This is a genomic window from Arthrobacter sp. R1-13 (assembly GCF_054161475.1).
In genome coordinates, this window is record NZ_CP096420.1 from 3,941,328 (window position 1) to 3,954,345 (window position 13,018).

8 protein-coding genes are annotated in these 13,018 nt (G+C 61.9%); 4 read left to right on the forward strand and 4 right to left on the reverse strand.

The genetic code is table 11. The annotated features are described in order from the left end of the window. Window positions 1-48: 48 nt before the first annotated feature. The gene (locus M1D88_RS18200; RefSeq protein ID WP_458112135.1) at window positions 49-4,515 is read right to left on the reverse strand and encodes a DUF7507 domain-containing protein; all 4,467 of its coding nucleotides are present in this window, start codon (window positions 4,513-4,515) and stop codon (window positions 49-51) included. Window positions 4,516-5,120: 605 nt separating this feature from the next. On the opposite strand from M1D88_RS18200, the gene M1D88_RS18205 reads away from it, so the two are divergent. Continuing rightward, window positions 5,121-5,411, forward strand: a complete 291-nt coding sequence (locus M1D88_RS18205) for a hypothetical protein (RefSeq protein ID WP_458112136.1) — start codon at window positions 5,121-5,123, stop codon at window positions 5,409-5,411. Between the two features lie 71 nt (window positions 5,412-5,482). Here M1D88_RS18205 and M1D88_RS18210 read toward each other — a convergent pair whose 3' ends face one another. Next, window positions 5,483-5,827, reverse strand: coding sequence for a hypothetical protein (locus M1D88_RS18210; RefSeq protein WP_458112137.1), 345 nt, complete (start codon window positions 5,825-5,827; stop codon window positions 5,483-5,485). A gap of 51 nt (window positions 5,828-5,878) precedes the next feature. Continuing rightward, entirely contained in the window at window positions 5,879-6,490 is a 612-nt protein-coding gene (locus M1D88_RS18215; RefSeq protein ID WP_458112138.1) for a glyoxalase, read from the reverse strand. A 289-nt stretch (window positions 6,491-6,779) separates the two neighbouring features. On the opposite strand from M1D88_RS18215, the gene M1D88_RS18220 reads away from it, so the two are divergent. From M1D88_RS18220 to M1D88_RS18230, 3 genes are all read left to right on the forward strand, one after another. Next, window positions 6,780-7,379, forward strand: a complete 600-nt coding sequence (locus M1D88_RS18220) for a hypothetical protein (RefSeq protein WP_458112139.1) — start codon at window positions 6,780-6,782, stop codon at window positions 7,377-7,379. 2 nt (window positions 7,380-7,381) lie between these two features. Further along, window positions 7,382-7,900: a hypothetical protein gene (locus tag M1D88_RS18225; RefSeq protein WP_458112140.1), complete on the forward strand. Its 519-nt coding sequence runs from the start codon at window positions 7,382-7,384 to the stop codon at window positions 7,898-7,900. A gap of 162 nt (window positions 7,901-8,062) precedes the next feature. Next, window positions 8,063-12,208 (forward strand): beta-L-arabinofuranosidase domain-containing protein, encoded by a 4,146-nt coding sequence (locus M1D88_RS18230; protein WP_458112141.1) that lies wholly within the window; start codon window positions 8,063-8,065, stop codon window positions 12,206-12,208. Window positions 12,209-12,285: 77 nt separating this feature from the next. Here M1D88_RS18230 and M1D88_RS18235 read toward each other — a convergent pair whose 3' ends face one another. Next, entirely contained in the window at window positions 12,286-12,978 is a 693-nt protein-coding gene (locus M1D88_RS18235) for a haloacid dehalogenase type II (protein ID WP_458112142.1), read from the reverse strand. Window positions 12,979-13,018: the final 40 nt, after the last annotated feature.

Here is a 13,018-nt window from a genome sequence, read left to right on the forward strand (position 1 = left end):
TTGGGCCCGTAGGATCAGTTTCTTGATCCTACGGGCCCAACCTTTTATCTAGTGGCTGTGGTGCCTTCTCTTGACGCCGAGGAGGAAGATCCCTCCACCGAGCAGAAGCAGGAGACCCATCGGCAAACCGATGAGCCAGGCTCCGGTGTAGGCGAGGCTTCCGGAGTCCGCCAGAGGAGCGGGCGGAACGGTCGCCGGCGGTGTTGCCGGTACTGTCACCACCGGTACAGGTGGCAGTTCAACGATAGCTACCGCCGCGCGAGGCGGCCGAGACCGAATGCCGCCCGCAGTCTCACCGGCGGCCAGAGCGCTGTTGATGACCTGTCCGGCGTCGATGTCTGCCTGGGTGATCGCGTAGGTTGCTGTTGCGGTCACGGTCTGGCCTGGCAGGAGGGTTCCTGCGGTTCCCGGCCAGGTGTAGACCAGCGGGGACAGGCCCTGCAGTTGGTCTTCGACGCTCACCGTGGTCAGGGTCACGTTTCCGGTGTTCTGGGACGTGAATGAGTAGGTGATGATGTCACCGACCTGTGCCGGGTTCCCAACAGCTGAGTAGTCAGCTGTCTTGGTAATGGACTGAGCAGGTTCCGGGTTCTCCGGGACCTGAACGGTGTCGGTTGCCGTGACGGCCGGGCCGGTCGGCGGGGTGCTGGTGACGGTCGCGGTGTTGCTCACGGTGCCTGCATCAACATCAGCCTGCGACACCACATACGTAGCGGTCGCCGTGACACTCTGGCCGGGCAAGAGGGTTCCTGCGGTTCCGGGCCAGGTGTAGACCAGCGGGGACAGACCGGCCATCGCGTCGTTGATCGCCACTCCCGTGAGGGTCACGTTACCGGTGTTGACCGAGACTAACGTGTAAGCGATCGTCTCACCAGCAACCAGTTCCGCCTTGTCTGCTGACTTCTCCAAACTGATTCCGGGTGTCCTGTCCAGGAGGGTGTCCGTGGGGGATTCGGGTGTTTCGTTTTCGTTCCCGGCCGGATCGGTGCCCTTGGCCAGAGCGGTGTTGGCGATGTGTCCGGCGTCGATGTCTGCCTGGGTGATCGCGTAGGTCGCTGTTGCCGTGACGGTCTGGCCGGGCAGGAGGGTTCCTGCGGTTCCGGGCCAGGTGTAGGTCAGGGGTGAGAGTCCGGCGAGCTGGTCCTCGATGAGAACACCTGTCAGGGTCACGTTCCCGGTGTTCTGGGAGGTGAAGTTGTAGGTGATTGTCTGCCCGGCGACGGCCGGGTTGGTGACGGCTGAGGAATCAGCTGTCTTGACCAGGGTCTGGCCCGGTGCCGGGGGCAGCGGGGTGTCGGTCGGTGACGGGGGTGTTTCACGTTCGGTCCCTGTCGGGTCGGCGCCCTTGGCCAGAGCGGTGTTGGCGATGTGTCCGGCGTCGATGTCTGCCTGGGTGATCGCGTAGGTCGCTGTTGCCGTGACCGTCTGGCCGGGCAGGAGGGTTCCTGCGGTTCCGGGCCAGGTGTAGGTCAGGGGTGAGAGCCCGGCGAGCTGGTCCTCGATCACAACACCTGTCAGCGTCACGTTCCCGGTGTTCTGGGAGGTGAAGGTGTAGGTGATTGTCTGCCCGGCCACGGCCGGGCTGGTCACGGCTGAGGAATCAGCTGTCTTGACCAGGGTCTGTCCCGGTGCCGGGGGCAAGGCGTCCGCGCAGGCGTCGGCTGCACCGTTGCCCCGGTCGCTGGTAAGCGTCGCGGTGTTGAGGAAACCGGTTCCGGATTCGCCTGCATCCATCGTGCAGTCTGACGCTGGGGTGGACAGTTCCGGGGGGACCGTTGCGATGACGGTGACCCGGTATACGTGCGTAACCGGTGTGCCGTCGGATGATCCTTCGGATACGACATTTTCAGCGATCAGGGAGGTAGAGATACCGTTCCAGCCCGTGTTCGTTGCGATGTTGCCCGGGGACGTGTTAGTCGCCGTTGCTGATTTCACGGTGATCCCTGCACCGAAGTGCAGGGAGTCGTCGAGGTCGTATTCTGCGTTGCCCGGTCCTGCGTTAGTGACAGTGATGTCGTAATTGATGGTGGTAGTACCGTCAGCGTTGGCTGCCGGTGTCCCGACAACAGCCTTGGTGATGCTCACTGCCGCGGGCTCCGCACAAGCGGAATCGATCTCATCTTCTGCACCCTGCTGGGAGACAGTTGCTGTGTTGAGGAACCCTGTTCCGGTTTCGCCGGCCTCAAGCTCGCAGTTGGCAGCGGCCGGCGTAGTAGCGGTCCCGGCCGGAAGTGTTGTCCGGACGGCGACGACGTAGGAATGGGTGCTTCCGCCGAAGATCTCTGCATCAGTGACCAGGGTGGTGTCCGAGGCGCCGTTCCAGGTCAGGGACGGGTCAGGGGCGCCGCTTGACGGGTCAGCGCTGGCAACGGCGGAAATGACCGTGATGCCCGCGCCGTAGGCCAGTGCATCGGTCAGGGTGTAGGAGGTGGCTCCGTCGCCCGTGGCTGTTTCGGTGATGCGGTAGTTGATGAACCAGTCACCTGTGGCTGCATCCTGGCTCGGGACTCCGATGACATCCTTGGTCTGGGTGACGACGGGCCTGGTCGGTGAGGCGCAGTCAACGGCAGAGACAGTATCGCCGGCTGCCCCCGTAGCGGCAGCTTCGTTGCGGAAGCCGGTGCCTGTTTCGCCCGCCCCGAGCGTGCAATCCCCGGCCTCAATGGAGGAGGTGCCCGGTGCGTTGACGGTTACGGCCACGGTGTAGGTGTGCGTGGCGCTGGCAGCGATGGGAACCAGCGGATCAGCTCCGCCGGCTGGCGCTATGCGCTGGTCGGTGGCGCCATCGAAGGCAGCGTTCGTGGTGATCCCGGCGGGGGCCGTGTTGGTGGTGACCGGTGCGCTGACGACGGTGTAACCGGCGCCGAACTGGAACTGATCGGTGAGGGAGTACTCAGACGGGACCGATGCCAGGTTGGTCACGCCGATTTCATAGTTGACCAGCCAGTTGCCCTGGCCCTGGTAAGTGGTGCCGGTGACGGTCTTGTCGATCGCCACGTTACCGCGCGCAGCCACGGAAACATCTACAAGGGCGTTGATCGGGCGGTAGGTCCAGTCATTGATGTGACGGGTGTCGCCCCAGGAACCGTTGATGCCATCGTTCGCGTTCGAGCCAACACAGTTCGCCCAGGCATGGACGCCACCGGTGGAATCGATCCCGGCTGTCCCGTCCGGTACGGGGGTAGTGGAGCAGCGATTGCCCTCCCCGACCAGGGGGGTGTCGTTCCAGTAGAGGGTGGAGTTGCCGGCGCTGGGGCCGCGCTGGGCGATGACTTCGATTCCACCGGCGCGTATTTCAACATCGGTATTTACGAAGTGGATTTCGCCGGTGCGGTCCGCGAGGGCGCGGAAAGAAATGGGCTGCGTTGAGGGAATCAGCTCACCCAGACCGTTGAGGCCGTCAAAGGCGAACGTGTTGGCGCCACCGGCGCTGTAGTAAGGGATGTTCCGGTCAACGGCATCGGTGAAGTCACCGTCGTTGTTCGCATCGACCAGGATGTTCATGTTGCCGACGAAGTTGGTGGAGGTGAACTGCAAAGAACCGCTCTGGTCGGTGTTGTTGGCAGGGGCGAAGGTTCCCGCTCCGATGGTCGGCTCGACCACAGGGGGCAGGATCCAGTCGCTCGCTCCGTCCCATCTCGTGGCTGATACGGGAAGGTCAGCGCTGGGGGCGGCGAAGAAAATCTTGTACGGATCGCCACATTCCCCCGGGCTGGCCGTGGTGTAGGGGTCCGCGAGCGGACCGCTCTGCTGTCCGCTTTCGTAGACGGCTTCGCAGGTGCCAGGCTCACGGAGACCCGTGCGATCTGCTACGAACACGGAGTCAACGCCGTTGTAGTCCCGGTAGGTGGATTTGTACTGGTCCCCGAATTCGCTCTGGTACCAGAGCGAAAATGAGAAGGTCCCTGCAGGGGTAACCGCGCCGTACTGTTCGGTCCAAACCCGGCCGGGAACCGGAGTTCCGGCATCCTTGACGGAGATGTCCCAACTTACAGTTGCGCCACCTCCACTACCGGGGCTGTCATAGGTGACGGACCAGATGCCGCTTGTGGCAACCGCCAAGTTGTCCCAGTCGCACGCAGTGCCGGCAGGAGACGTCGCCGTAATGAGGGAGCAGGTCAGTGGCGCCGCTCCAGGCCGTTGGATCGTGACCACAGCGCTTCCCGAGCCAGCGCGGTGTGCAATGACCGTGAAATTAACATCAACAGTTTCCCCGGCCTCAGCGTAAACACTAAATGCGTGGTCGAAGCGCATCAGCAGTCCCGCGGGATTCGACTCGGCAAGAGCCGGAGCGATTGGACCGGCCATAAGGCCGGTAACGGCCACAGCAGTGGCGGCAATGGATGAAAGAGCCCTCCTGAAGCTCCTGGCAGGCCGGCGGTCCGCCACCGGGATGTGGCTGTCCAGGGTTGCCCGCCTTGACTGACGGTGGGACGGACCTGACCTGCCGGCCAGGCTCCTGACGCGGGAGAGTAGCGATTGCCCGTTCCCCCTGGATTCTGAATGAGACCTCATGAAGTTTTTCCTTCCAGCAGTTCTGGAGCGTAACTCTCGAAGCACCGCCCGCCCCCAAAAAAAAGCTATTGCTTTGGGTATAACCTCCCTCGACCCGGATCGTGACGTAGCACAACTTCCTTGCGGCAAGCTTCAGGTAATCTCCTCATTTACCGAGACGGCTTGGGCGTAGAGACTGAAGGAAGCAGCGGGGCCTCCACGTTACTGCGGAGGGTTTGGGCCCGGTTGCTGGCATATACGACCCGCATGGGTGTGCAGCCGTGGGACGGGCGGCACCGACTGAGGTCTCACGCTCCCGGTGCCGCCCGCACCGTCCGGTTTGCGGTACGTCTCCATCCGCGCGCGGGTATGCAGGCCCATCCGGCGCCAGGGGGAGGCCTCCGGACGGGGTAGGGAAATCTCCCGCCTGTCCACTGTTTAACGGCGGAATCCCCGATTCGTGACGCCACTCGCCGCTCCGTTGCGGAGCTCCAATCCCCATCACAGTCAGTCCAGAGTCACTTGACGGATATAGAAGCATCTGTGAGTTATGCAGCCAAGCGAGATGAGCAACTTCGGCATTCCATGCCCCCGCTCTTACCTTGCCTCATCTCATAATTGAGGGCATGGAAGACGAAGAACTAAACAGAGCGCTGAAAGCCAACAGCGCAGCTTGGCGTCGGTACATTTCCGTCAAAACAATCCCTCGCGTGGAACCGAAACTCCACCCGGAAGTGCAAGCCGCCATCAATAAACTGCAAACTGAAGCGGAGCGCGCCGTGCGTGACCCGGGCGGACCGCTCAGCAACTATAGCGACGCACTGGCCGCCTGGGCGGCCGCCAACCATCCCGAAATCGATTCGTCCGAAATGTCTAGGCATGTCACCCACAAACTAGTCCTCGATCACTACTGGTAGACGGCGATTGCTCGAACGCTCCATGCACAGACCGCCAATTGTCCTTATAGAAGCATCCGAGGTATCCAGTCCTACCGCATCAACCCCGTACCTTTGCTGGATTGTCTGGCGGATGCGCTTGTCGGCTGCTGAGGCAGCATCAGAGTCATTCTCCAAGTAGAGGAAACACTGAAAACCTGTAGGACGTCGCGTTCGCTGGCCTGAATCCACCAGTTCGGATCGTCGGTTTCTTTCAACCATTCCAGTACATCTGCCCGGGTACGCTCGTGTTGGTCCTGCACCCCGGAATTGTTTTTGAATTGCTCTAACCGACGGGCAGTCCCCCAGGCCATCAGCTCCCCGAATTGGCCAGCAAGCCGAAGACTCTCCAGAAAGCCATCACTCATCTTGAGGTCGGCTTTGGTTTCGTCATCCATGGACAGAGCCTAATGCGTGAGCGGTGGCGTGTCCCGTTCAGCCGGCAGGGCTCACATAGACACTGGCTCCCAGGCGAAACCATCGGGGTCAGTGAACGGGCCGGCGTCGCTGCTGATCGCGATGCAGTGCGATCCGGCGCCGTCGGGAGAGACACCGGCATCCTTGGCGAGGGCGCGGCGTCCATAAAGCCCCAGCTGGACCGGACTCGATGGCATGGCGAACTCCACGTACTTGCCGAAGCTCTTCCCGACGGCGAGGCCCCGGTCCACGTAGAACTTCTTGGTGGCGCCAACGTCAGTGGCCGCCATCAGCAGCACGATCTTGTCGACCTCCCGGGTGGCCGGACCGGTGTCCTTCTTTGCCGATGTCGCGACCTTCCAGATAGCGCCATCGGGAGCCTGGACAACGCCGCCATAGCCCCACAGCGACTTACTGACGGGCTTCAACGTGGTCGCTCCAGCCTCGACGGCGGAGTCAATCAGGCTGCTGACTGTGGACGGCTGCGACACGATGAGCGACAACGTGTACCCGCGGAAGCCGGTAGTGCTGGCGTCTGATGCACGGACGCGCACCCGCTCGCCCAATCCGAAGGCGGCGTCGTAGAAGGCGGTGGCGGCTGCGGGGTCAGTTACTTCGAGGGTGACCGATTCAATGGAGGTCATGACAGGTCCTTTGTTGAGTGTTCGGGTGATGCTTTTGACTCTAGGCACCGGCCTCCCCTGGCTGCTTCTCCAAAACTGCTCGCTCCGAGGATGCCCCCTTCGGGTCTAAAGCCCACACATCCAAACCCGCAGGTCATTAGCCCTATGACAATCAGCCCCGGAACATCTATCCTCTTGACATGAGCGTTGGGGTCACGTTCTGGCGAGCGGAATCACGCCAGCGTGAGCGGGATTTGACAGACCGGCAGGGATTCCCACCGGCGTCGCCATGGCTTGCGGGCGGTGACTCATGAATACTAAAAACGATCCGGCACCGGACAGCTACGCCGCCTTCCTGGCAAGGTTGGACGCTGCCACCGCGAACCTGACCACCAGGGCCGCCTCCTTGGACAATGCGCTCAAGGCAGTCTCGTTGCTTGTGGGACCGTACACAGAGGCACTCCGTAAATGGGAACGACGCCGGAGACACGTAGGCGAGCAGCTGGCCTTGCATTTTGGCTCGCAGTCAGCCACCCCTTCCGGTTCGCCACAGACGTACGCTTCGCCACAGACATACGCTGCCCTGAGCGAGCTCCACGACACCGCGCAGAAGATGGAGTCAATGCTCCGTGCCCGCATCCTGCACCTGACCGAAAAGTTGGCGGTCATGCAAGGACGCCGCGAGGAAATCGATAAGTCGCTCCTGGAGCTTGAGGTCAGCAGGGCCAAGCTGCACTCGTCCCGAATGCTGTCGCAAGACCGCGACAACCTCAGCAGGGCCTTTTCCGAACTCGCGGGCCCAACCCGCACCGCCGTCGTCGTCTCCGATCTGGGGCTCCACAGCGATGTCAAGGAAGCACGCCAGGCAGTCATCCTGGCTGAAGCGCTAATGGAAGTGAAGGGGTACTGAACATGAAGAACCTAGCGCTCAATCAGCCGGGCAAGGGCACTGTCACGCTGGTGCGTTGGCAGAAGAAACCAGATCCCGTTATCAGGTTCATCCTGCTCAGTATCTTGGGTTTGATCCTGGGGCTGTTTCTGATGATGTTCATGCCCTTCCTTCAGAGTTTCGGGGCAATTGCCTTGTTTACCCTGCTGTTCGCGGCCATTTTCACGGCTCCCACGGTTTCGGACCGGAGGAATTTCATGACAGGACTCACCAAGAGGGTCAACGACACCATCGTCGAGGTGACGGGCACTCCCGGTGATCAGCTCTCAGTCAGGCAATTCCAGCAACTGGTCAAGAGCGGCGAGCACGTCCCGCTCCTGGTCAACGGGGTACCGGGCTTGAATCTGCATGTGGAACGGGCTTCACTCCTGGAGCTGAGCGGACCCGAGAGATGGCGCGCAGTCTTCACAGTCATCCCTCCGGAGAACGGGACCGACAGCTTTGACCGCCTGCTTTCGGCGGCTATTCAAGGCGCAAGGTAGTCAGAAGACGGCAGATTTCCGTAATTTACCCACGTTGTAGAAGCCTCTTGTGCGGCACAACTGTGAACGCTAACATGAGCTATCCACCGCTGGCTTTCGCATCCCCTTGCGACGCTCCCCATCGTTCAGCAGGTGGTTCTTCTCAAGGGAGAGAGACCAAGAGTGGCTCTAATACAACGCTCGATCGCGGCCACAAGCGTGATCATGCTCGCGGCAGGACTCGTTTCAATGGCTACGCCTGCCTTCTCGGCAACAACGTCGCTGGATGACAGGAAGGTGCTGGAACTGCCGTTCGACGGAAACCTGGCCGATGTCAGCCCGAAGGCCAACACACCAACGATGCAGAAGGGCAGTGCAGGCTACGGCACCGGCCTTTCCGGCCAGGCCTTCAACTTCAATGGCTCCAACGCCGTGAACCTCGGCACAGCCGCCCACCTGCAGCCTGCCGACCTGAGCGTTTCGTTCTGGTTCAAGCCCAACGTGGCGATGGCCGGCGAGCAGGTTTTCACCTGGAACAAGCAGGCCTACAACTCCGACGGGTGGTACCTGACCTCGGAGAGCAACACCACGCCGCTGGCCCTCTCCATCGGCCCCTCCACCGGCCAGCCCTACAAGGTCGCAATCGACGCACCGCGCGCCACCTTCTTCCCCACCGACCAGTGGACCCACATCGTGGCTACCTACGACAAAGCCACCAAGAACGTTGCTATCTACCGCAACGGCGTCCGCCAGTCTGCCATCGTAAAATTCCCGGTAGCGGGCACCGCCACTGGTGTCCTTGGCTCCGAAAGCACCACCACCAAGACCCTCGGCTACAACGGCCCGCTCTACAACGGCGCGCACCTTAACGGGTTGATGGATGATTACACCGTTTACGACGGCGTCGCCTCCACCACCGACGTCGTCGCCCTCACCAAGGCACACAACCCCACTTTCGACGCCGGCTCGGTTGCACAGTCAGACCTCGATGCCGTCACGGTCCCGCCCAGCGCGAGCACCAATTTCACCGTCCCACTTGAGGGTTCCAAGGGAACCACCATCAGCTGGGCGTCATCCAACTCTGCCGTCATCGCTATCAGCGGTGGCGCAGCAACCGTCACCCCGCCAAGCAGCTCACCCGTCACAGTGACTCTCACGGCAACAGGCACCTATGGAGGAAGTAACCCCGTGACTAAAACATTCAACGTGGAGGTACTCCCGGAGGGCCTCGAATCCTCGGTCTACCTGCTCGAGGCGGGCCTCACCGACGTCACCGTCGAGGATCCCTACCTGGTCAACGGCAACCAGAAAACCATCAACTACCTGCTCAGCCTGGACCCGGAGAAGTTCCTCTTCTCCTTCTACAAGCAGGCAGGACTGACACCAACGACAGCGGCCGGTTACGGCGGCTGGGAGCGCGAGACCGGCACCCGGTTCCAGGGCCACTTCTTCGGCCACTACATCTCAGCGCTGTCCCAGGCGTACGCCACCACCACCGACCCGACCACGAAGTCCGCTTTGCTCGCGAAGCTGACTGCCGCCGTCGACGGTTTGAAGCGGTGCCAGGACGCCTACGCGGCCAAGGACCCTGCCAATGCCGGTTTTGTCTCGCCATTCCCCGTGACGTATCTGCCCTCAGGGGCAGACGGCTTGCTGGTTCCCTTCTACAACCTGCACAAAGTTGTGGCCGGTCTGCTCGAAGCCCACGACAACGCCCCGGCCAACGTCTCAGCCACCGCCCTGTCCGTTGCTGACGGGTTCGGTACCTGGATCACCAACTGGGCTGGACGGCAGGCCAACCCGGCAGCACTGCTCGGCACCGAATACGGCGGCATGAACGAAGCCCTCTACGAGCTGTACAGCATCACTGAAAAGCCGGCGCACAAGCGGGCCGCCGAGTACTTCGATGAAGTCACGCTGTTCCAGAAGCTCGCCGCCGGCCAGGACGTCCTCAACGGCCTCCACGCGAACACCACCATCCCCAAGCTCATCGGGGCGCTCAAGCGCTACACCGTGTTTACGGACAATCCGCGCCTCTACGCCACACTGACGGACGCCGAGAAATCCAACCTGGCCATGTACCGCACGGCCGCCGAGAACTTCTGGCCCATTGTGCATGACCACCACACCTACGCCAACGGCGGGAACAGCCAGTCCGAGCATTTCCACGCCCCCGATACCCTTCACCAGTACGCAACCAGCGGCCAGACCACGGGCTATGGCGAAAACTCAACCTCAGAGGGCTGCAACGAGTACAACATGCTCAAGCTCTCCCGCGCGCTGTTCCAGGTGACGAAGGACGTGAAGTACGCGGACTACTACGAACACGCGTTCATCAACTCCGTCCTGCCGGTACAGAACCCCGAGACGGGCATGGTCACCTACTTCCAGCCGATGGCTGCCGGCTATGCCAAGATCTTCGGCCACGAACAGGACGAGTTCTGGTGCGATCACGGCACCGGCATCGAATCCTTCACCAAGCTCGGTGACTCGATCTACTTCGAAGACACAAGCTCGGTCTACGTCAATCAGTTCCGCACATCCGTTCTCCGCTCGGCTGGCCGCAACCTGAAGCTGACGCAGACGGCGGATGTGCCCAACAAGGAGACCGTCACCCTGCAGGTTGCCGGACTCGACGGCGGCGCCGTCGTCGACGGAACAAGCATCCGCCTGCGGATCCCGTCCTGGGTCAATGGAACACCGATCCTCAGCATCAACGGCGTGGCCACCGACATCGCACCGCTCACCTCCGCGGGCTACGTCGTGGTCCCGGTTGCCGCAGGAGACGCGATTTCCTACACCCTCCCAGCCAAGGTCACCGTCGACGACGAAACCGAGAACGCCAACTGGGTCGCCTTCAAGTACGGCCCGGTGCTGCTTGCAACCGAGCTGAACCGGAACAACGTTAACGCCGCCTACACCGCCGGCGTCCTCGTCCGGATGAGCACCGCAGACAAAACGGTCAACTCGAACGTCGTCGTCGAGGATGCCGTGGCCTGGAAGGCGGGCATCGAGAACAACCTCGTGCGCAACGAAGACGGCCTGAACGCAAACGGTGTGGAAACCATGCGGTTCTCACTGAAGAACGTCGATACGGCGTCGGCCGCCTTGACTTTCGAACCGTATTACAGCCTCTACAACGCGCGCTACGCCATCTACATGACCCTCGTCCAGCCCGATTCCGCCGAAGCGCAGGACCTGATCCGGCGGGAGAAGGAGCAGTTGCGGATCGACGAGACAACCATTGACTCGCTGACGTCGTTCGATAACAACAACAGTGAGGCGGACAAGAACTACAAGTACAACAAGTCCGCTGTAGGCACCCATCTGGGGCAGCCGTACCGGGACGGGCAGCGGGCCACCGACGCCTACTTCCAGTACGACATGATCGTTGACCCCATACTCGAGAAGAACTACCTCGGCGTCCGCTACTTCGGGGGCGATAACGGCAGGACCTTCGACGTTTACCTCAACAATGTCCTGCTCAAGCACGAGACGATCACCAACGCCAACGGGGCCAGCAGCTGGTACCTCCAGTACGACCAGATCCCGCAGGCTGTCCTGGACGGCATTGCGGCCAAGGACAGCTACAAGCGAGACCAGAACGGCAACTACGTGCTGGATGCCAACGGCGCGAAGATCCCCGTGGTCACCGTCCGGTTCCAGGGCAACGGGATCAGTTTCGTGGGCGGTGTCTACGGCGTTTACACGACGACGACCAACACCTTCAACACCAACGCTGAGCTCAAGGCACTCACCTCCGACACCGGTGTGCTGAGCCCGGCGCTGGCGTCCGGCGTTCACTCGTACACCCTGACGGTGCCGAGGGACGCCACGAGTGTGGTGCTCGACGCCGATCCTGCAGTCCCAAGCGGGCTGGTAACTATCGGCGACATCCTGATCGACGACACGAAACCGCGCACCGTCCCGGTGAACGCCGGTACGGAACCGACGAACATCGTGCTGACGTCCTACGCGCAGGATCACGTGACGAAGGTGAGCTACCAGATTGCCATCGTCCGTGCAGAGCCGAAACCTGCCCTGGCCCTGACCGCGACGGCGACTACCCAATGCGTGAAGGGCAAAGTGGTCCTCACGGTCGAGGCGCGGAATGACGAGGCTGTTCCGATGGCAGTGACCCTGACCTCGGCTTATGGCGGGAAGTCCGTGAAGGCGCTCAAGCCCGGTAAGACGATCGTGCAGACCTTCCCGACCCGAACGGCGTCGGTCCCGGCCGGAGTTGTGAAGGTGGAAGCGCAGGCGACAGTGGGTGGGAAGTTGGTCACCTACACTGCCGACGTTGCTTACACCGAGCGGGCCTGCGGATAGCCCTATATAGGATCGGAAACCCTTAATAAGCCGGGGAGGCCCGCGCTCGATGTGAGCGCGGGCCTCCCCTTGGGCTACTAGGCAGCGGGACGCGGCAGGCCGAAGAGGACGGGGAGCTCGGCGATGTCGGTGATCCGCTCGTAGCCGAGCCAGTGCTCGTCCTGCTCGAAGCCGCGGTCCATGTACACCTTGTTCTTGATGCCCAGGATAGCCGCAGTGCGCAGGTCGTACATCGGGCTCGCGGAGACGTGCACGATCTCATCCGGTGTCACACCAAGCTTGTCGAACATGTACTCAAACGCACCGAGCCGCGGCTTGTAGGTGCCCATTTCCTCGGCGCTGATGATGTGTGCGAAGGGGGCCTTGAGGTTCGCTGCGAGGAGCGCGGCATCCGCGGTGTCGCTATTGGTAATGATGACCAGCGGGATTTCCTCGGCCAGGCGGTTCAGTGCCTCGGTGACACCCGGGTACGGCCCCCAGGTGGTGACGATCTCGTAGACGGCCTGGGCATCGGCTTCACGGTATTCGATGCCGAGCCTGCGCGAGGCGCGTTCCATGGAGTTGGCGACGATCTCGCGGAACGGCTTGTATTCGCCCATGCACTCATCGACGCGGTATGCCTTGCAGGCCTGCAGGTACTCATCGGCGAGCGCGGCCGGCAGCCGGTCGCCCAGGACCTCGCGCAGCGCGTCGCTGATAGCGAACTTGATCAGCGTTCCGTTCATGTCGAACGTCACGAACTTCGGCTTGGTTTCGAATTCGAATGCCATTAGTTTCTCCATGGGGCTGGGTCGTCGATTGTCGACGAGA